We start from the raw sequence: 20,947 nt of genomic DNA, 5'->3' as shown, positions 1-20,947 counted from the left end.
GGCACGCGTCCCCCCCCGCGCCCCCCCGCGCTTTGGCGCGTCAGTCTGCGGAGGCGCTAGTCGGGGACCGGGGCGGAGCTGCGCTTGAGACAGCGCAGCGTGAAGCTTGACCGGGAATGGCGGATGCCGGGCACGCGGTAGAGCTTGGTGCGCAGGAACTCCTCGTAGCCCGCGGTCCCGTTCACCGCGACCTTCACGAAATAATCGTATTCGCCGGTGGTCAGGTAGACCTCGAGCACCTCGGGGATCTCGACCATCGCCCGTCCGAAAGCTTCCAGCGCGGCATCGTCGTGATGCTCGAGTGCGACCTCGAGGATCACCGTCTCGGCCGCGCCCAGCCGCGCCTGGTCGAGCTCGGCCGTGTATCCCTTGATGAAGCCTTCGCTTTCCAGTCGCCGCGTCCGCTGCCAGCAGGGGCTGGGCGACAGGCCCACCGCCTCGGCCAGCTGCGCATTCGTCAGCCGCCCGTCCGCCTGCAGCGCCCTCAGGATCCGCCGGTCGATCCGGTCGAGTCGGCCGTCGGTTTTTCCCGCCGCGCGTTGTCCTCCGCTGTCCACGAACGATCCTTTCGAGTTCGCGCCCATCCCCGAAAGCACCTTTTGCCCAAAGCCCCGCAAACTCAATCATCGAAAGGATCTTCCGTCGCGTCTCTGCGAGGCTGGAGCCAACGATCCCCGACCCACGCTTGAGGAGGCGCGTGCGGGGCCCGTTTCTGGGGACCACATGGGAGGAGACCAAGGTGGCCGAAGACGACGCCCCGATTGCGCCTGCGCACGCACCCCTCAGCCTGACCGTGCCGGAGCCTGCGGTGCGCCCCGGCGGCCAGCCCGATTTCTCGGGCGTGCCGATCCCGCGCGCGGGCACCGTGCGCCGGCCCGAGGTGACCGAGGACCCCGAGGCGATGCGCGACCTCGCCTTCACCATCATCCGCGTGCTGAACCGCGAGGGCGAGGCGGTGGGCCCTTGGGCCGAGGCGCTGGACCTGACCGACGAGGACCTGCTGGCCGGCCTGCGCCACATGATGATGCTGCGCACATACGACGCGCGGATGATGACTGCGCAGCGCCAGCAGAAGACCAGCTTCTACATGCAGCACCTGGGCGAAGAGGCGATCAGCTGCGCCTTCCGCAAGGCGCTGGAACCCGGCGACATGAACTTCCCGACCTACCGGCAGGCGGGGCTTCTGATCGCCGACGACTACCCGCTGTCGGAAATGATGAACCAGGTCTATTCGAACGACGGCGACCGCCTGCGCGGCCGGCAGCTGCCGGTGATGTATTCCTCGAAGGAGCATGGCTTCTTCACCATCTCGGGCAACCTCGCCACGCAGTTCATCCAGGCGGTGGGCTGGGCGATGGCCTCGGCGATCTCGGGCGACACCCGCATCTCTGCCGGATGGATCGGCGACGGCTCGACCGCGGAAAGCGATTTTCATGCGGCTCTGGTCTTCGCCTCGACCTACAAGGCGCCGGTCGTGTTGAATATCGTCAACAACCAATGGGCGATCTCAACCTTCCAGGGCATCGCGAGGGGCGGCGCGGGGACCTTCGCGGCGCGGGGGCTCGGCTTCGGGATCCCGGCGCTGCGGGTCGACGGCAACGACTACCTCGCCGTCTACGCCGCCGCGAAATGGGCGGTGGAACGCGCGCGGCGCAACCTCGGGCCCACGGTCGTCGAATATGTCACCTACCGCGCCGGGGGGCATTCGACCTCGGACGATCCGAACGCCTATCGCCCCGCCGCCGAAAGCGCGGCCTGGCCGCTGGGCGATCCGGTGCTGCGGCTGAAGGCGCATCTGATCGCCCGCGGCCTCTGGAGCGAGGAGCGTCACGCCCAGGCCGAGGCAGAGGTGCTGGCCACGATCACCAATGCCCAGAAACAGGCCGAGGCGATCGGCACCCTGCATTCCGGGCGCCGGCCCTCGCCCAAGGACATGTTCGAGGACGTCTATGCCGAGATGCCCCCGCATCTGAAGAAACAGCGGCAGGAGGCGGGCTTCTGATGGCGCGCATGACGATGATCGAGGCGATCCGCGACGCGATGGACGTGGCGATGGCCGCCGACCCGCGGGTGGTCGTCTTCGGCGAGGACGTGGGCTATTTCGGCGGCGTCTTCCGCTGCACCGCCGGCTTGCAGAAGAAATACGGGGCAAGCCGCTGTTTCGACGCGCCGATCTCGGAATCCGGCATTGTCGGCGCCGGCATCGGCATGGCCACCTACGGCCTGAAACCGGTGGTCGAGATCCAGTTCGCCGATTACGTCTATCCGGCCTATGACCAGATCGTGTCCGAGGCCGCGCGGCTGCGCTACCGTTCCGCCGGCGAGTTCACCTGCCCGATGGTGGTGCGCATGCCGACCGGCGGCGGCATCTTCGGCGGCCAGACCCATTCGCAATCGCCCGAGGCGCTCTTCACCCATGTCACCGGGCTGAAGGTCGTGGTGCCTTCGAACCCTCAGGACGCCAAGGGCCTGCTGATCGCGGCGATCGAGGATCCGGACCCGGTTATCTTTCTCGAACCCAAGCGGCTTTACAACGGCCCCTTCGACGGCTGGCACGACCGGCCGGTGACCGCCTGGAAAACCCATGACCTGTCCGAAGTTGCGGAAGGACATTACACCGTTCCGCTCGGAAAGGCCGTGACCCGGCGCGAGGGGCGGGCTGTCACCATTCTGGCCTATGGCACGATGGTTCATGTCGCTCTGGCCGGGGCCGAGGCAGCGGGCGTGGATGCCGAGGTGATCGACCTGCGCACGCTTCTGCCGCTCGATCTCGATGCGATTGTCGCCTCGGTGAAGAAGACCGGGCGCTGCGTGGTGCTGCACGAGGCGACGCTGACCTCTGGCTTCGGGGCGGAACTGGCGGCGCTGGTGCAGCAGGAATGCTTCTACCATCTCGAGGCGCCGGTGCGCCGGATCGCGGGCTGGGACACGCCCTATCCGCATGTCCACGAATGGATCTACTTCCCCGGCCCGGAACGCGTGGCCCGGGCCCTGACCGACATCCTCGAGGAGGCGTGAGCATGGGCATTCTCTCGATCCGCCTGCCCGACATCGGCGAGGGCATCGCCGAGGCGGAACTAGTCGAATGGATGGTGGCCGAGGGTGACACCATCCGCGAGGACGCGGCGATGGTCGCGGTGATGACAGACAAGGCGACGGTGGAAATCCCTTCGCCCGCCACCGGCAAGGTCGTCTGGCTGGGCGGCGAGCCCGGACGCACCATGGCCGTCGGGGCCGAGCTGATCCGGCTCGAGGTCGACGGGCCCGGCAACATGAAGGCCGATGCGGCCGAACCGGCCCCGGCGGCCGCGGCACCGGAGCCCGCACCGAAGGACGCGCCGAAAGCCGCGCCGAAGCCGGAACCCAAGCCGGAATCCGTGGCCCGGCCCGCGCCCAAGGCCGCGCGAGCCCCGGCAAGCCCCCGGAAGGAAGGTGAAAAACCGCTGGCCTCGCCCTCGGTCCGGGCGCGGGCGCGCGAGGCGGGGGCGGACCTGCGCTTCCTGCGCGGCACCGGTCCGGCGGGGCGCATCACCCATCAGGATCTGGACGACTGGCTCAGCCACGGCGGCCCCACGGGCGGGCCGGGGCGGGTGCAGCCGGATGTCTCGGTCGAAGAGATCCGCGTCATCGGCCTGCGCCGCAAGATCGCCGAGAAGATGGCGCTGGCCAAGCGCGAGATCCCGCATATCACCATCGTCGAAGAGGTGGACATGCAGGCGCTCGAGGACCTGCGCGGGCGGTTGAACGCCGAGGGCGGCGAGCGGCTGACGGTGCTGCCCTTCCTGATGAAGGCCATCGCCCGCGCGGTGAAGGCGCAACCGGCGCTGAACGCGCATTTCGACGGCGAGGCCGGGGTGATCCGGCGTTATGGCGGCGTGCATGTCGGCATCGCCACCCAGACCGGCACCGGGCTGATGGTGCCGGTGGTGCGCCATGTCGAGGCGATGGGCCTGCGTGAGGCGGCGGCGGAACTGGCCCGCGTCTCGGCCGCCGCGCGCGAGGGCAGCGCGACGCGCGACGAACTCAGCGGCTCGACCATCACCATCACCTCGCTGGGACCGCTGGGCGCGATCGCGACCACGCCGATCATCAACCACCCCGAGGTGGCGATCGTCGGCGTGAACCGGATGGCGGTGCGGCCCTTCTGGAACGGCACGGCCTTCGAGCCGCGCAAGATGATGAACCTGTCCTGCAGCTTCGATCACCGGGTGATCGACGGCTGGGACGCGGCGGTCTTCGTGCAGAAGCTGAAAAGCCTGCTCGAAGCCCCGGCAATGATCTTCGTGGACGGCTGAGATGACGGACCTGACCTGCAAGCTTCTGATCCTGGGCGCCGGTCCCGGTGGCTATGTCTGCGCGATCCGCGCCGGGCAACTGGGCGTGGACACCGTGATCGTCGATCCCGAACCGCCGGGCGGCACCTGCCTGAACGTCGGCTGCATCCCCTCGAAGGCGCTGATCCATGCCGCCGAGGAATTCCACCGGCTGGTCGAGATCGCGGGCGGCGGCAGCCCGCTGGGCATCACCGCCACCGCCCCGGCGATGGATCTTTCGCGCGCGAAAGATTGGAAGGACGGCATCGTGCGGCGCCTGAACGAGGGCGTCTCGACCTTGATGAAACGCGCCAAGGTGCGCCATGTGACCGGCCGCGCGGTGCTGCGCGACGGCAAGAGCGCCGTGGTGCAGACCGCGGAGGGTGAGATCCGGATCGAGGCCGAGGCGGTGGTGATCGCCACCGGCTCGGCCCCGGTCGAGGTGCCCTCGCTGCCGTTCGGCGGCAAGGTGATCTCGTCGACCGGCGCGCTGGCGCTGACCGAGGTGCCGAAGACCCTGGCCGTGGTCGGTGGCGGCTACATCGGGCTCGAGCTTGGCACCGCCTTCGCCAAGCTTGGCGCGAAGGTGACGGCGGTCGAGGCGGCGGGGAAGATCCTGCCGCAGTATGACGCGGAACTGACCCGGCCGGTGGCGGCGCGGCTGGAAGCACTGGGGGTGCGGGTTCTTACGGGCGCCAAGGCCGAGGGTCTGGGCGAGGGCGGCGGGCTTCGGGTCTGGACCACAGATGGCCATGACGAGATCGATGCCGAAAAAGTGCTGGTCACGGTCGGACGGCGGCCGGTGACGGCGGGGATCGGGTTGGAAAACCTCGGGCTCGAGATGGATGGGTCGTTCATCCGCGTGGACGGGCGCTGCCGCGCCTCAATGCGCGGGGTCTATGCGATCGGCGACGTGACCGGCGAACCGATGCTGGCGCATCGTGCGATGGCGCAGGGCGAGATGGTGGCCGAGATCGTCGCGGGCCAGACCCGCAGTTGGGACCGTCGCGTGATCCCGGCGGTGTGCTTCACCGACCCCGAGATCGTCACCGTCGGCCTTTCGCCCGACCAGGCGCGGGCCGAGGGGCACGAGGTGCTGGCGGCGAGCTTCCCGTTCCAGGCCAACGGCCGCGCGATGACCACCGGGCGCGAGGACGGCTTCGTGCGCGTCGTCGCCCGCAAGGAGGATCACCTCGTGCTGGGCCTGCAGGCGGTGGGGGCGGGGGTGTCCGAGCTCTCGGCGGCGTTCGCGCTGGTCCTCGAGAACGCGATGGTGCTCGAGGACGTGACCGGCACGATCCACGCGCATCCCACGCAGGGCGAGGCGCTGCACGAGGCCTGCCTGCGCGCGCTGGGGCACGCGCTGCACATCTGAGCGGCGCCTACAGCGGGGCGCGGCGGCCCAGCCGGTGCGCGAAGCCCGCGCTGAAGAGGGCGACGGCCATCAGCGCGGCCGAGAACAGCACGAAGGCCTCCGCCAGCCCCAGCCGGTCGCTGAGCACGCCGACCAGCATCGCCGGCACCGCGTTGGCGAGGTAGCCCACGATGTAGAAGCGTGAGACCAGCGCGGCGCGGCGGGCGGGGGCAGCGGCGGCGTTCACCAGCCCCAGCCCGCCCACGAAGACCGCGCCATAGGCCAGCCCGCAGCCGGCGATCAGCACGAACATCGCCGTGCCATGCGCGCCCGGCACCGCCAGCACGAGGCCCAGCTGCGCCGCGGCCATCGCCGCCAGCCCCAGCCCCACCGGGCGGCGGGGCGCGAAGCGGCCGAAGAGCGCCTGGCCCGCGCCGGCGCTGATCTGGAAGATCGCCGGGATCAGCCCGGCCAGCCCGGCCGAGCGCACTCCATAGACCTCTTGCGCCAGCATGCTGCCCATCGCCATCAGCTGCGAGCCCAGCATCCAGGCCGCGGTGATCGCGAGGCAGCCAAGGACATAGGGTGCGACATCGGTGCGCCCGGGCAGCTCGGGTGCGGTGTCCTCAGTCACGGTCCCGGCGCGATTCTCGGCCGGCTGCGGCCAGTCGGCGCGCATCAGGCCGGCGAAGGCCAGCGACGCACTGAGTGCGATCACCACGAAGGGGGTGACGGTCGGGGCGGCATCGGCGGCCAGCGCGGCCGAGCTGAGCAGCGGCCCGCCCGCGGCCCCGGCGGTGAAGGCGACGGTGGCGATCATCGCGGCCTGCGCGCGGCGCCCCGCGGGCGCGAGGTCGTAGAGCGCCGAGGTGGCGAGCCCGGCGATCAGCCCGGTGCCGACCCCGTTCAGCCCGCGCCCGACCAGCAGCATCGCCAGCGTGTCGGCCCGCGCGAAGATCAGCGCGCCCAGCGCGGTGATCACCAGCCCCGGCAGGATCACCCGCCGCAGGTCGCCGATGCGTCCGCCCAGCCGCGCGCTCAGCAAGAGCGCGGCCAGGGTGCCCAGCGTGTACATGGCGTAGATCACCGTGCCGGTGCCATGCCCGGCGTGCAGCCGTTCGAGGTAGATCGGGTAGAGCGGGCTGGGTGCTGTGCTGCCCAGCAGGGCGGAAAAGATCGCAAGCACGCAGGAGGCGCGCGCCAGGCCATGGGCCGGCGGGGCGAGCGGCGCGGCCATCGGCGCGCAGGTGGCGGTCATCGGTCGGCTTTCGGTGCGGATCCGGCGCGCGTCATGGGGAGGGGCGCGAGTCGGCGGGGGAGGGGGGCGGCGCCACGGGACGCGACGTCAGCCCCTTCCTCTGCCCGGCCGGGCGGAAACGCAAGATGGCGCGTGCGCGCGGGGCGCGGATCGCGGCCTCAGGGCGCGGGACTGCCCAAGGGCGCGGCATCCGGGCAGGATTCGGCCGTCCAGAGCCGGATCGGCGCGCCGGCCGTGGCGCCCAGCACCCGGCAGCCGTCTTCGGTGCAGAAGGTCCAGCCCGAGGGGGTCTTGCCCGAGGCGGCCAGAAGCACCTCGGGCTGCAGCGGCAGGCGGGGATGATAGACCCAGGCCGCGCCGTCGCGCACGGCGTTGTCGGGGATCTCCATCCCCGCGCCGGTGCCCTCGACGCGGGCGTCGGTGGGGCGCAGCCCCTCGGGGCGGACCTCCCAGCGCTCCCACCAGGTCACGCGCTCGACCGAGTGGGTCCAGCTCAGCGTGAAGGACGGGACCGCGAGGGCCAGGACCTTGGCCCCCGCGGCAAGGCAGAGCGTCACGCCGCCGCCTGCCGGGCGCGGCGGTGGCGCAGGACGTGGATCACCACCAGCGCCACGGCGAGGGCGAAGCCGATCTCGTCGGTCAGCGGCACCGCGGCGACGAGCGTCGCGCCGCCGACCAGCGCCAGAAGCCGCTCGAAGGCATTGGCCCGGCCGGCGAGATAGCCCACCACGCCCACGCCCCAGAGCCCGACCGCCACCACCGTCTTGAAGAAGATGTAGGCCACGGCGAGGGGATAGCCGATCTCGGCCGCGAGGGGGCCGCCGTCCTGCAGCATCAGCGCCGGGGTGTAGACCGCCATGAACGGCACCACGAAGCCCGCCGCCGCAAGCCGCACCGCCTGCAGCGAGATCTTCAGCCCCGAGGCCTTGGCGATCGGCGCCGCGGCGAAGCAGGCCAGCGCGACCGGCGGGGTGAGGTCGGCCATGATCCCGAAGTAGAAGACGAACATGTGGCTGACGATCAGCGGCACGCCCAGCTGTTCCAGCGCCGGGCCGGCCAGCGACGAGGTGATGATGTAGTTCGGGATCGTCGGGATCCCCATGCCGAGCACGAGGCAGGTCAGCATGGTCAGGATCAGCGACAGGAACAGGTTGTCCTTGCCGATGGCGATGATCGCGCCGATGAAGGTCGAGGCGATGCCGGTCAGCGTCAGCGTGCCGATGACGATGCCGACGATGGCGCAGGCGATGCCCACCGGCAGCGCGTTGCGCGCGCCCTGCGCCAGCGCGTCGCGCAGGATGCCGAGCGTGGGGCGTGCGCCCTTCAGGACCGCGCAGGCCAGGATCAGCGCGCCGATGACCAGCGCCAGCAGGTTCACCCCGTATTCGAGGAAGGCCACGCAGGCGAGGCCGACCAGCACCCAGAAGAGGGTGCGGATCGCCACGGGCCCGATCATCGCCGCCAGCGGCGTGCCGAGGATCAGCACCGAGACCAGCGCGAGGCCCATCGTGCCCGCGAAGATCGGCGTGTACCCGGCGAAGAGCAGGTAGACGAGCGCCGCCAGCGGCAGGATCAGCGGCCATTGCTCGCGCACCGCGCGCCAGGGGTTCGGCAGCTCGGATTTCGGCAGGCCCTTCAGGTCGTCACGGCCCGCCTGCAGCCAGACCATCCAGAACACCACGCCAAAGTAGAGCACGGCGGGCAGGATCGCGGCGGTGACGATGGCGGCGTAGGGCACGTTCAGCGTCTCGGCCATGATGAAGGCGACGGCGCCCATGACCGGGGGCATGATCTGCCCGCCCATCGAGGCCGTGGCCTCGACGCCGCCGGCGAAGGCGGGGCGGTAGCCGAAGCGCTTCATCAGCGGGATGGTGAACTGGCCCGAGGCCACGACGTTGGCCACGCCCGAGCCCGAGATCGTGCCCATCAGCGCCGAGGACAGGACCGCCACCTGCGCGGGCCCGCCGCGCATGCCGCCGACGAGGCCCAGCGCGAAGTCGGTGAAGAGCTTCAGCATGCCGGCGCGTTCGAGGAAGGCCGCGAAGACCACGAAGAGGAAGATGTAGCTCGACGAGACGTAGATCGGCGTGCCGTAGATGCCTTCGGTCCCGAAGGCGAAATGCTCGACGATCAGCTCGAAATCATAGCCGCGGGTGATGAAGGGCGGCGGCAGGTGCTGGCCGAAGAAGCAGTAGGCCAGGAAGATGCCGGCGATGATCGCCAGCGGCCAGCCCATCAGCCGGCGCGCGCCGATGAAGGTCAGGATGATCAGGATGGTGCCGACCGCGATGTCGGCATGGGTGAGAAAGCCCGAGCGGCGGATGATGCCCTCGTAGAACACCCAGTTGTAGAGCCCGGTGCCCATGCCGATCAGGCCGAGGACCCACCAGAAGATCTGGCCGGCGCGGGTCTTCGCCAGCAGGTTGCCCACGAGGCCGAAGCCCAGCAGCATCAGGAAGCCCACATGCATGGCGCGGACCACCTGGCTGGGCAGCGTGCCCCAGGCGGCGGTCCAGATCTGGAACAGCGAGAAGACGACCGCGATCCAGAAGGCGGTGCGGCCGAGCACCCCCGCGCCGAAACCGGGCGGCAGGCCTTCGAGCGCGTCCTCCTCATGGGTGGGGACGGGGGGCGTGGACATCTGGATCACCTTTGGTGCGTCGGGATGCGGGGGGAGAGGGGGGCGCTGCCCCCGTCGCGGCTTCGCCGCGACTCCCCCGGGATATTTGGGCCAATGAGAAAGGGGCGGGGCCGCGCCTTTGGCGTTGTGGCGCGGCCCCGCGGGCGGGCGTCAGGCCCGGGTCACTTCAGGATGCCGGCCTCGCGGTAGTATTTTTCCGCGCCCGGGTGCAGCGGGATGGGCAGGCCCTCGGTCGCATGTTCGAGCTTGATGCCACCCGCGGCGGCATGGGCCGATTTCAGGCGGTCGAGGTTTTCGAACAAGAGCTTCGTCATCTGGTAGACGGTCTCGTCATCGACCTTGTCGGAGGTCACGAGGATGTTGCCGACGGCGGCGGTGGGCACGTCCTCGGTCTGGCCGTCATAGGTGCCGGCGGGGATCGTGGCGGCCATGTAGGGGGCGCCGATCTTCTCGACCACCTCGGCCGGGACCGCGACGATCGAGATCTTGTTGGTCGAGCTCAGGTCCTTGATCGAGGCGACGCCGAGGCCCGCCGATTGCAGCGTGGCTTCGATCTGGCGGTTCTTGATCAGCTCGGCGCTTTCGCCGAAGGGCAGGTACTCGACCTTCGAGAGATCCTTGTAGGTCAGGCCGGCGGCCTCGAGGATCGCGCGGGCGTTGAGCTCGGTCCCCGAGGCGGGGGCGCCGACCGACATCGACTTGCCCTTGAGGTCGGCGATGGTTTTCACGCCCGCCTCGGCGGTGGCGACGATCTGCACGTAGTTCGGGTAGATCGCGGCGATGGCGCGCAGGTTGTCGAGCGGCTTGGGGAAGCCTGCCTCGGCATTGCCCTCGGCCGCGAGCTTGACGCTGTCGCCCAGCGCGAAGCCCAGTTCGGCCCGGCCGGCGGCGATCAGGTTCAGGTTCTCGACCGAGGCCTTGGTGGCCTGCACCTGGGTGCGGGCGCCCTCGATGCCCTCGGCATAGATTTCCGACAGCGCGACGCCGAGGGGATAGTAGACCCCCGAGGTGCCCCCGGTCGCGACGTTGATGAAGGTCTGGGCCTGGACGGCGGGCGCGGCAAAGCCGGCGACCGCCACGGCCGCGAGTGCGAGCCGGGCGCGAATGGCGAACATGCGATTTCCTCCCTGGAGCATGGTGCTGCGCAAAGGGTGACCGCCCGGCCGGCGCGGGCCAAGGGTTTTCGCCGATTGCATGAAAAACGGGCGCATCACGGAAGTGTGCGTGGTTTCATGGGCTTGCCCCGGGCTTCGCGGCGCTGTGCTGGCGGTGTGTCGCCATGCTCCCGGTTCTCGGTGGCGGCGGGCCGCCAGATATCCTGGGCGTCGAGAGTATCGGCCGCCGGGGGTGACGGGTTTTTCGGGAAGCGGGACGGCCGGAACGCCCTTGCCTTGGGGCGACCGGACGGGGGCGGCGCGCCTCAGCGCAGGCGAAGGCGCTGCAGCTTTTCGGCCAAGGTGCGGCGGGGGATGCCGAGCGCCTCGGCGGCGGCGGCGACTTGGCCCTCGGCGGCGGCCATCGCCTCGGCGATCAGGCCGGCCTCGATGGCGGCCAGCCGGTCTGGCAGCGGCACCGGCGCGATGGGGCCGGGGCGGGGTGGGGCTGCCAGCGCGAGAACGCGGCGCAGCGCGGCCGCGCGCAGTTCCGGCAGGTTGTCGGGCCAGGGCTGGGCCGCGATCCGGTCGAGCTCGTCCAGCGCCAGGTCGGGGACCGGGCGGCCGAGCCGGGTCGCGGCCTCGACCAGCGCGCGGGTGTAAAGCAGCGGCAGGTCCTCGCGCCGCGCGGCAAGAGGCGGCAGCGCGATCTCTGCCCCGGCAAGGCGGTGGAACAGCTCGGGCCGCAACCGGGCGTGCAGCGCGTGGGGATCGAGCGCGGTCGCGGCGATCAGCCGGGTCTCGTCGCCGCGCGGGGCCGCGCCGCCGCGGTCGGGCAGGGCGCGGGTCAGACGGTGCTGCAGGGCGGGCGGCAGATCCTCGATCCCCGCGATGTAGAGCGTGCCGCCGGTCGCGGCATCCAGCAGCCCGCCGCGGGGGCGGGCCTCGCGCGACATGTCACGGGGTGCTTCGCGGCTGCCGTCGCGCGATGCGGGGCGGGTGTCGCCGAACAGCTCGGCCTCGATCTGCGCCGCGGGCTGGCCGGCGAGGGTCAGGGACAGGAACGGGCGGCGGGCGCGGCGGCCGGCCTCGTGCAGGGCGCGCGCGGCCTCTTCGCGGCCGCTGCCCGCGGGCCCGGTGATCAGCAGGTCGACGGCAAGGTCGGCCAGCGCCGCCAGCCGCTCGCGCAGGGCGAGGATCACCGGCGCGGCGCCCGGCAGCCGCGCCTCGATCCGCTCGGCCACGGCCGAGGCCCAGCGCGGGGCGCCCGCCTCGCGCCGCAGGCGGCGCAGGTCGACGGCGCGGTCGATCGCGGTGACGAGATGTTCGGCGGAATAGGGCTTTTCGAGGAAGTCGAAGGCGCCGGTGCGCATCGCCTCGACCGCCAGCGGCACGTCGGCATGGCCCGAAAGCAGGATCACCGGCAGGCCGGGGTCGGCGGCGCGCAGGCGGTCCAGCACGCCGCGCCCGTCGAGCCCGGGCATTCGCAGGTCGGTAACCACGCAGTCGAGCCGCGCCGGGTCCAGCGTCGCCACCGCCTGACCGGGATCGGTGAAGGTCGCCACCTCGAAGCCCGAGGCGCCGAGCCAGTCGGCCGCGGCCTCGCACAGGCGGGGCTCGTCGTCGATGAAGGCGATGGTGCCGCGGGTCATGACGGGACCTCCGCAGGAGAGGGGGCGGGGGGCAGCGAGACGGTGGCGATGGTGCCGCCGCCGGGGGCCGGGGCGAAGTCGAGACTGCCATCGCATTGTTCGAGAATGGTGCGGACGATGGCAAGGCCAAGGCCGAGCCCTTCGCCGGGGCGGCCGGTGACGAAGGGTTCGAGGATCTCGCCCTGCCGTTCGGGGGCGATGCCGGGGCCTTCGTCGGCGATGACCAGCGCGATCCTGTCGCCCTGCGCGACGAGGGTCGCGGTGACCCGGCTGCCGCCCGCGCCCTGTGTCGCCTCGAGCGCGTTCAGGATCAGGTTCACCGCGACCTGTTCCAGCCGCACCGCGTGGCCGAGCGCCGCCGGCAGCGCGGGGACCGGGCCGAGGGCGAGGGTCAGCCCAAGCTCGCGGGCGCGCGGCTCGGTGATCTCGGCCGCGGCGGCGAGGACCTGTCCCATGTCCACCGGTTCGGGCGGGGCGGGGCGCTGGCGGGCGCCGAAGCTTTTCAGATGGCTCACCATCTTCTGCATCCGCGCGAGCAGCCCCCGCGCCGCGGCGAGGCTGCGCGCCGCGCGCTCGGCATCGGCGCGCCCGATGTGCAGCTCGGCCGCGGCCAGCGTCGTGTCGAGCGCCGAGAGCGGCTGGCTGACCTCGTGCACGATCGCCGCCGACATCCGCCCCAGCGCCGCCAGCTTCGCTGCATGGACGAGGCTTTCATGGGTGGCGCGCAGCTCGTCCTCGGCCCGGGTGCGCACCTCGACCTCGCGCGCAAGCTCGGCGGTGCGCTCGGCCACCCGGATCTCGAGCTCGCGGGCCTGGGTCAGGCGCAGGCGCACCAGCTGCCGTCGCTGGGCGAGGATCACCAGCCCGACCGAGCCCAGCAGTCCGGCCAGCGCGGTGATCGCCGCGACCAGCCGCGCGGTGGCGGCGACGGGCGCGGTGGGCAGGCCCACGATAAGCTCCCAGCCATCCGGGGTGATGCGTTGCCGGGCAAGCCGCAGCTCCGCGCCATCGGCATCGGTCAGGCTGCCCTCGGCCGACAGCGGCACTGCCGCGGCGATGTCGAGCCCGTCGTAGAGGCGTTCGGCGGCCAGACGGGCGCGCGCGGCCGCGTCGAGCGGCTCGATCGGGCGATAGCGCCAGCGGCTCTGCCCGGTCAGGAACACCACGCCCGCGGCATCGGCCAGCGCGACCGCCTCGTTCGCCTCGGCCCAGCTGCGTTCCAGCGCCTGCATGTCGAGCTTGACCACGCCGATCCCGGCGGGCCGTGCCGCGGGGCCAAGACGCGCGGACAGGAAGTAGCCGGGCTTGCCGGTCGTCACCCCCACCGCGTAGATCCGTCCGCGTCCGGCCGCGACGGCCTGCGCGTAATAGGGGCGGAAGGAATAGTCTTGGCCCACGAAGCTGCCGGGTTCGTTCCAGTTCGAGGCGGCGACGGTGCGGCCCGCGGGATCGAGCACATAGACCTCGTCGGCGCCCGACAGGTTGCGCAGCGTCTCGAGATGGCGGTTCGCCTCGGCCTGCCGCATGCGGTCGGCCGGCGCGCCCAGCAGTGCCGCCACCCGCGCATCCAGGCCGAGGGCGGCGGGCAGCCAGGCCAGACGCTCGATCTCGGTCGCGACACCGTGGCGGGTGACGGTCAGCCGGTCCTCGAGCGCGCGGTCGAGCTGGGCCGTGCCCACGCGCATCGCGATCCCGTAGGCCGCGAGGCTGGCCCCGAGGGTGGCGCCGACAAGGGCGGCGAGCAGGGCGTTCGGCAGAAGCCGGCGCCGGGCCGGGGCGGATCGCGTGACCGTCATGGTCCAGATGTGCCGCAATGGCGGGCGCGCGGGAAGTGTCTCTTGCCCGGGACGTTGCGCCATCGGCTGCCGCGCCCGGCGCTTGACGCCTGCACGGGGACGTGCAGGAAGGATGAAAAATACCGTCGCGGCGCGGGAACCCGCCGCCTGCGCCGGACGTTGTGGCCCGACTTGAGTCCAAGACCGAGAGATGGAAGGCGCATGCCCGACCAGCCAGCGGAGCCTCCCCTCCGCATGAGCGACACGACCGGTTCTTCCGCCGGATCTCTCAAGGCGTCGAGCCTGCGGGAGAGGCTGCGTCTCGACACGCGGGCGGCCCATGACGCGCTGGACGAACGGCTTGGTACCCTCGACCTTCAGACCCCCGAGCATCTCGCCGCCTTCCTCGCCGTGCAGGCCGAAGGCTTCGCGGTGCTGCGCGACGGCCTGTCTGCGGACGCGCCGGAGGCGGCATTGCTGGATGAGATGCTGGCGGCTCTGGCCACAGACCTTGGGCATGCGCCGCGCGCCGCCGTTCCCGCGGCGCCGCTCGACCCGCTGGCGGTGCGCTACATCGCCCTTGGGTCGCGGCTTGGCACGCGGGTGATGGCGGGGCGGGGCGGCGCGGCGCTGGCCGCAAGCCGCTATTTCGCGCTGCCCCCGCGCGGCGAGGACTGGAAGGCGCTGGTCGCCACGCTGTCCGCGCATCCGGCGGGCGGCCCCGCGGCCGACCGCATCGTGCGCGATGCCGCCGCCTGTTTCGACATTTTCAGTGCCGCTGCGGCACGACTGACCACGGCCCCCTGCGCGGTGCCGGCCTGAGGACGCATGACCGAAGCCCTGCCCTATGACGTCGACCTGACGAACTGCGACCGCGAGCCGATCCACCTGCTGGGGCGCGTGCAGGGGTTCGGCTGCCTCGTGGCGATCTCGTCGGACTGGATCATCCAGCACGCGTCCGAGAATTGCGCCACGGTGCTGGGCATCGACCTTGCGGCCGGAACCGGCACCCGCCTGCAGGATCACCTGCCGCCCGAAACCCTGATGCGGCTGCGCGGGCGGATGCAGGCGCTGGCCTATGGCAACGATTCCGTGCGGATCTTCGGGCTGGACGCGACCGGCGATGGGCAGCCGTTCGACGTGTCGCTGCACCAGTCCGGTCGCAGCTTTGTCCTCGAATTCGAGCGCAAGATGGCGCTGGACGACCGCGACGACCTTGCGCAGGTGCATCCGCTGATCGCCCGCATCCGCTCGGGCAAGGGCGTGCAGGGCATGGCGCAGGAGGCGGCGCGCGGCCTGCGGGCGCTTTCGGGCTTCAGCCGCGTGAAGGTCTATCAGTTCGCCGCCGACGGGTCGGGCACGGTCATCGCCGAATCGCGCGACCCGGCGCAGGACAGCTACCTGAACCTGCGCTTCCCGGCCGCCGACATCCCGGCGCAGGCGCGCGAGCTGTACCGCCGGTCGCTCTTGCGGCTGATCGGCGACGTGGACGATCCGGGCTCGGCCGTGGTGCCCTACAGCAACCCGGAGGGCCAGCCGCTCGACCTGTCGCTGGCCGTCACCCGCGCGGTGTCGCCGATCCACATCGAATACCTGAAGAACATGGGCGTCGGCGCCTCGATGTCGGTGTCGATCCTGCATCGCGGCAAGCTTTGGGGCCTGTTCGCCTGCCACCATCACGCGCCGCTCTACATCGACTACGAACGCCGCACCGCGGTCGAGCTGTTCGCGCAGCTGTTCAGCTATGAACTGATCCAGGCCGAGAACGACGCCGAGCGCGCGGCGCTGGTCACCGCGCAGGGCTCGCACGACCGGCTGATGGCGCGGCTCTCGTCGGGCGAGGGGCTGGCGGCCAGCTTCGACGCGCTGGCCGACGAGCTGGCGGGCGTCATCGCCCATGACGGCTTCGCGCTCTATGTCGACGGGCAGTATTTCAGCCGCGGCAAGGCCCCGACCGAGCACGAGTTTCTGGGTCTCGCGCGGTTCCTGAACACCGCGGCGACCAGCCGGATCTTCGCGACCGACTGCATCGTCGCCCGCTATCCGGGGGCCGAGACCTTCCGCGACCGCGCCTCGGGCGTGCTGGCATTGCCGATCTCGCGCACGCCGCGCGATTTCATCGTGCTGTTCCGCTCCGAGATCGCCCAGCAGGTGGCCTGGGCCGGCAATCCGGGCAAGACCTTCGAGACCGGCCCGCACGGCCCCCGCCTGACCCCGCGCAAGAGCTTCGAGATCTGGCGCGAGGTGGTGAAGGACCATTCCGCCCCCTGGACCGAGGCCGATCTGCGCAGCGCAGAAAGCCTGCGGGTGACGCTGCTCGAGGTGGTGCTGAAGCTGACGGATGCCGCGAACGAAGAGCGGATGCGCGCGCAGGAGCAGCAGGAGCTGCTGATCGCCGAACTGAACCACCGCGTGCGCAACATCCTGTCGCTGATCCGCGGGCTCGTTTCGCAAAGCCGCGACGGCGCCGAGGACGTGGCAAGCTTCACCGGGAGGCTCGACGGGCGCATCCAGTCGCTGGCGCGCGCCCATGACCAGCTGACCCGCAAGGAATGGACCCCGGCCTCGCTCAAGGCGCTGGTGGGGGTCGAGATGGGTGCCTATCTCGACGGTGCCGCCGGCCGGCTCGACGTGCAGGGGCCGGACGTGCTGCTGGTGCCCGACGCCTTCTCGACCTTCGCGCTGGTGATCCACGAGCTGGTGACGAATTCGGCCAAGTATGGCGCTCTGTCGGTGCCGGCGGGGCGGGTGCTGCTGGGCATCGTGCCGCAGCCGGACGGGGCGCTGGTGCTGGAATGGATCGAGCAGGGCGGACCGGCGGTGCGCCCGCCCAAGCGGCGCGGCTTCGGCACCACGATCATCGAAAAGTCGATCCCCTTCGACCTGCAAGGCGAGGCGCGGCTGCAGTTCCTGGTGACGGGCATCGAGGCGCGGTTCATGATCCCCGCCCGTTACGTCATGCCCGCGCCGGCCGACAGCGTCGCCGTGGCGCCGCCGGACCTGCAGATCGTGCCGGCCGAGGTCCGGGCCGGGGCGGTGCTGGTGGTCGAGGACACGATCATCATCGCCATGGACGCCGCCGACATCCTGTCCGACCTTGGCGCGACCACGGTCGACACCGCCTCTGGCGTGGCCGAGGCGATGCGGCTTCTGGACCGGGCGCGCTACGATTTCGTGCTGCTCGACGTGAACCTCGGCCGCGAGACCTCGCGACCGATCGCCGAGCGGCTGGCGGCCGAGGGCGTGCCCTTCGCGCTTGCGACCGGTTATGGCGACAGCCCCGAGGTGCGCGAGCACTATCCGCCCGCGCCGATCCTGCAGAAGCCCTTCACCGCCGACATGGTGAAACGGGTGATGGCCGAAGCCCTCGCCCCGCGCTGAGCAGCGGTCTTCCGGCGTTCTTCCTTCGGCTTGGCTGACATATTCCGGGGGTCCGGGGGCAGCGCCCCCGGCGCGCCCCTGCGCATGGGCGGGCGAGGGGCGCCGGAGGGTCCCGTTCGCGATCGTGCTGCGACGGGCCCTCTGGCTGCTGCCTGCGATCTGGCGGTGCCGATGCCGGCGTTTTCCTTCCCTGCGCCGCAAACGCTGAGCCCCGCGCGCGGGTTCCCGCGCCGCCTACTCGGCCGCGTGCCGGTCGCGGGCCCGCGCCTCGAGCCCCTTCAGCCGCGTCTTCACCGCCGCGATCTCGGCGGCCAGCGCCTCGGGCGAGGGCGGCGCGGTCTCGGCCTCGCGGGCGCCGACCATGCCGCGGAAGAGCCGCGCCAGCAGCCGCGAGAGGTCGTCCATGATCAGGTAGAAGGACGGCACCACGACAAGGCTCAGCACCGTCGAGACGATGATCCCGCCGATCACGGCGATGGCCATCGGCGCGCGGAAGCTGCCGCCTTCGCCCACCCCCATCGCCGAGGGCAGCATGCCGGCCGACATCGCGATCGAGGTCATCACGATCGGCTGCGCGCGTTTCGCGCCGGCCTCGACCATCGCCTCGAACCGGGCCATGCCGCGGGCCTGCATCTCGATGGCGAAATCCACCAGCAGGATCGCGTTCTTGGTGACGATCCCCATCAGCATCAGGATCCCGATCAGCACCGGCATCGACACCGCCGAGCCGGTCAGGATCAGCGCCGCCGCCACGCCGCCGATGGCCAGCGGCAGCGAGAAGAGGATGGTGAAGGGCTGGATCACGCTGCGGAACAGCAGGATCAGCACCGTCAGCACCAGCAGAAGCCCCAGCAGCATCGCGTTCTGGAAGCCCGCCGTCACCTCGCCCTGCACCTCGGCATCGCCCGAGGCCTCGATCCGGGCGCCGGGGGGCAGCTGCACGCTTTCCGCGATCTCGGTGAAGCGCGCGGTCGCACTGTCGAGCGCGACCCCGGGCGGCAGGTTCGCCCCGATCGTCGCGCGCCGCTCGCGGTTCAGGCGGTTGATCGCGCTTGGACCCTCGGCGATCTCGAGCTCGGCCACCGCGTTCAGCGGCACCGAACCGCCCGCCGCGGTCGGCACCCTCAGCGCCGCGATCCGGGCGAGGTCGTCCTTCACCGCGCCCGCCAGCTGCACCCGGATCGGGATCAGCCGGTCGTCGATGGCCAGCTTCGCAAGCGCCGCGTCATAGTCGCCGATGGTGGCGACCCGCACCGTTTCCGCCAGCGCCGAGGTCGAGACGCCCAGCCGCGCCGCCTCGTCCGAGCGGGGGCGGATCTGGATCTCGGGCCGGGGCAGGGCGCCCGAGGCGGAAACGTTGGCCAGCAGCGGATCGCCGCGCAGCGCGCCTTCCAGCCGGGCCACCGCCTCGTTCAGCCCGGCCTCGTCCTGCGCGAGGACCGAGAAGCTGACATCGCGCTCGCCCCGGTCGTTCAGCTTGTAGGCGCGCAGGTCGGGGGCGGCGGCAAGGATGGCGAAGATCTCTGCCTCGATGTCGTGCTGGGGCCTCAGCCGGCCTTCGGACGCGGGGATCGGCACCAGCGTCCCCACCAGGGGCGCGCGATGCGCGATCTCGGCCACACGGCGCAGCAGCGAATGGTCGAGCTTTTCGAGCAGCACCGAGAAGGCGGCGCGGCGGATGTCCATCTCGCCCGTCGGGGACGAGCCGCCAAGCACGAAGATGTTCTCGACGCCCTCGACCTGCGCGATGCGCTGGCGCAGCGTCTCGATCGCGCGGTCGGTGTCGTCGAGCGAGGATCCCGGCGGCAGCTCCATCGAGATCGAGATCCGGCTGACATCCTCGGGCGGGATGAACGAGCCGGGGATCTGCACCATGAAGAAGATCGAGACCGCCAGCACCCCGATCGCGCCCAGAAGCGTCAGGTAGCGCATCCGCATCGTGGCGGCGACGACGCGGACATAGGCGCGGATCACCGGGCCTTCCGCATGTTCGGCCTGCGCATCCTTTGCGCGCATCAGGTAGGCGGCCATCATCGGCGTGATCAGCCGCGCGACCAGCAGCGAGAACAGCACCGCGATGGCGACGGTCAGGCCGAACTGGCGGAAATACTGCCCCGGGATGCCCGGCATGAACGAGACCGGCGCGAAGACCGCGACGATGGTGAAGGTGGTGGCGATGACGGCGAGCCCGATCTCGTCCGCGGCCTCGATCGCGGCGCGGTAGGGCGTCTTGCCCATCTTGATGTGGCGCGAGATGTTCTCGATTTCGACGATGGCATCGTCGACAAGGATGCCGGTTGCCAGCGTGATCGCGAGGAAGCTCACGAGGTTCAGCGAGAAGCCGAGGATGTCCATCAGCCAGAAGGTGGGCACCGCGGACAGCGGCAGGGCCACGGCGGCGATCAGCGTCGCGCGCCAGTTCCTGAGGAAGGCCAGCACCACGAGGACGGCCAGGATCGCGCCCTCGATCAGGGTGTGCAGCGCCGCTTCGTAATTGCCGTAGGTGTAGAAGACGGTGTCGTCGACCGGGGTGATCTGCACCTTCGGATGCTCGGTGCGCACCGCGTCCAGCGCGCGTTTCGTCACCTCGTCCACCGAGACCTCGGACGCGCCCTTGGCGCGGAACACCGCGAAGGTGACGACCTGCTGGCCGTTGAAGCGCGAGAAGCTGCGCAGCTCTTCATAGCTGTCGATCACCGTGCCGATGTCCGAGATCCGCACGAAGCGGCCCGAGGACAGCGGGATCGTGGTCGCGGCCAGCGTCTGCACCGCCTGCGCGTCGCCCAAAAGCCGGATCGCCTGTTCGCCGCCGCCGATCTCGGCCCGGCCCGCGCCGAGGTCGGCGTTGGTGGCGCGGATCTGCTGGCTGACCGTCGCCGCGGTGATGCCGTAGCTGTCCAGAAGCCCGGGATCGAGCTCGATCCGGATCTCGCGGTCGGCGCCGCCGTAGCGGTCGACGCGGCCGATGCCGGGCTGGCCCTGCAGGCGCCGCGTCACCACGTCCTCGACGAACCACGACAGCTCTTCGATGGTCATGTCGGGGGACGAGACGGCATAGGTCAGGATCGCCTGGCCCTCGACGTCGATGCGGCTGACGATCGGCTCCTCGACATCGCCGGGCAGGTCCGAGCGGATGCGGTCGATCGCGTCCTTGACGTCGGTCACCGCCTGGTCGGTCGGGATCTCCATCCGGAATTCGACCGAGGTCTGCGACGTGCCGTCCGACACGGTTGAAATGATGTTCTTCACCCCGGTGACGCCGGCGACGGCATCCTCGACCAGCTTCGTCACCTGGCCTTCCAGTTCCGCGGGGGCCGCGCCGGGCTGGGCGACGGTGACCGAGACCAGCGGCACGTCGATGTTCGGGAAGCGGGTGACCGGCAGGGCATTGAACGCCTTCCAGCCCATCAGCATCAGGAGCACGAAGGCGAGGATCGGGGCGATCGGATTGCGGATCGACCAGGCGGAGAAGTTCATCG

Annotated in this window: 14 protein-coding genes; 6 read left to right on the top strand and 8 right to left on the bottom strand. The window is 71.0% G+C overall.

Annotated elements, in window-relative coordinates; all coding sequences use genetic code 11:
* Positions 1–56: 56 nt before the first annotated feature.
* Positions 57–557, bottom strand: a complete 501-nt coding sequence (locus tag V8J36_RS08280) for an Lrp/AsnC family transcriptional regulator (protein ID WP_336466814.1) — start codon at positions 555–557, stop codon at positions 57–59.
* Positions 558–739: 182 nt separating this feature from the next.
* On the opposite strand from V8J36_RS08280, the gene V8J36_RS08275 reads away from it, so the two are divergent.
* Genes V8J36_RS08275 through lpdA form a run of 4 tightly spaced genes read left to right on the top strand, consistent with a single transcriptional unit; the run spans position 740 to position 5,688 of the window.
* A complete protein-coding gene (locus V8J36_RS08275) occupies positions 740–2,002 on the top strand; it encodes a thiamine pyrophosphate-dependent enzyme (protein WP_336466813.1) in 1,263 nt (420 codons plus the stop codon).
* Positions 2,002–3,018: an alpha-ketoacid dehydrogenase subunit beta gene (locus V8J36_RS08270; protein ID WP_336466812.1), complete on the top strand. Its 1,017-nt coding sequence runs from the start codon at positions 2,002–2,004 to the stop codon at positions 3,016–3,018. The genes V8J36_RS08275 and V8J36_RS08270 overlap by 1 nt, the downstream gene beginning before the upstream one ends.
* Before the next feature lie 2 nt (positions 3,019–3,020).
* Positions 3,021–4,295: a dihydrolipoamide acetyltransferase family protein gene (locus V8J36_RS08265; RefSeq protein ID WP_336466811.1), complete on the top strand. Its 1,275-nt coding sequence runs from the start codon at positions 3,021–3,023 to the stop codon at positions 4,293–4,295.
* Position 4,296: 1 nt separating this feature from the next.
* Complete coding sequence (lpdA, locus tag V8J36_RS08260) at positions 4,297–5,688, top strand: dihydrolipoyl dehydrogenase (protein ID WP_336466810.1); 1,392 nt, start codon at positions 4,297–4,299, stop codon at positions 5,686–5,688.
* A 7-nt stretch (positions 5,689–5,695) separates the two neighbouring features.
* Here lpdA and V8J36_RS08255 read toward each other — a convergent pair whose 3' ends face one another.
* From V8J36_RS08255 to V8J36_RS08230, 6 genes are all read right to left on the bottom strand, one after another.
* Positions 5,696–6,925, bottom strand: a complete 1,230-nt coding sequence (locus V8J36_RS08255; RefSeq protein WP_336466809.1) for an MFS transporter — start codon at positions 6,923–6,925, stop codon at positions 5,696–5,698.
* 158 nt (positions 6,926–7,083) lie between these two features.
* Positions 7,084–7,482: a DUF1850 domain-containing protein gene (locus V8J36_RS08250; protein WP_336466808.1), complete on the bottom strand. Its 399-nt coding sequence runs from the start codon at positions 7,480–7,482 to the stop codon at positions 7,084–7,086.
* The gene (locus V8J36_RS08245; protein WP_336466807.1) at positions 7,479–9,566 is read right to left on the bottom strand and encodes a TRAP transporter permease; all 2,088 of its coding nucleotides are present in this window, start codon (positions 9,564–9,566) and stop codon (positions 7,479–7,481) included. Before V8J36_RS08245 ends, V8J36_RS08250 begins: the two co-directional genes overlap by 4 nt.
* A 161-nt stretch (positions 9,567–9,727) precedes the next feature.
* A complete protein-coding gene (locus tag V8J36_RS08240; RefSeq protein WP_336466806.1) occupies positions 9,728–10,681 on the bottom strand; it encodes a TAXI family TRAP transporter solute-binding subunit in 954 nt (317 codons plus the stop codon).
* 305 nt (positions 10,682–10,986) lie between these two features.
* Complete coding sequence (locus V8J36_RS08235) at positions 10,987–12,312, bottom strand: sigma-54-dependent transcriptional regulator (protein ID WP_336466805.1); 1,326 nt, start codon at positions 12,310–12,312, stop codon at positions 10,987–10,989.
* Positions 12,309–14,108, bottom strand: a complete 1,800-nt coding sequence (locus tag V8J36_RS08230; protein WP_336466804.1) for a sensor histidine kinase — start codon at positions 14,106–14,108, stop codon at positions 12,309–12,311. The genes V8J36_RS08235 and V8J36_RS08230 overlap by 4 nt, the downstream gene beginning before the upstream one ends.
* A gap of 234 nt (positions 14,109–14,342) precedes the next feature.
* Here V8J36_RS08230 and V8J36_RS08225 point away from each other — a divergent pair, with 234 nt between their 5' ends.
* Both V8J36_RS08225 and V8J36_RS08220 read left to right on the top strand, forming a co-directional pair.
* Entirely contained in the window at positions 14,343–14,909 is a 567-nt protein-coding gene (locus tag V8J36_RS08225; protein WP_336466803.1) for a hypothetical protein, read from the top strand.
* Positions 14,910–14,915: 6 nt separating this feature from the next.
* Entirely contained in the window at positions 14,916–17,468 is a 2,553-nt protein-coding gene (locus V8J36_RS08220) for an HWE histidine kinase domain-containing protein (protein WP_336466802.1), read from the top strand.
* A 234-nt stretch (positions 17,469–17,702) separates the two neighbouring features.
* Here V8J36_RS08220 and V8J36_RS08215 read toward each other — a convergent pair whose 3' ends face one another.
* Entirely contained in the window at positions 17,703–20,945 is a 3,243-nt protein-coding gene (locus V8J36_RS08215; protein WP_336466801.1) for an efflux RND transporter permease subunit, read from the bottom strand.
* Positions 20,946–20,947: the final 2 nt, after the last annotated feature.

It is taken from the genome of Frigidibacter sp. MR17.14, from assembly GCF_037095735.1.
Classification (GTDB): domain Bacteria; phylum Pseudomonadota; class Alphaproteobacteria; order Rhodobacterales; family Rhodobacteraceae; genus Frigidibacter.
This window is presented reverse-complemented; position numbering and strand designations above follow the sequence as displayed.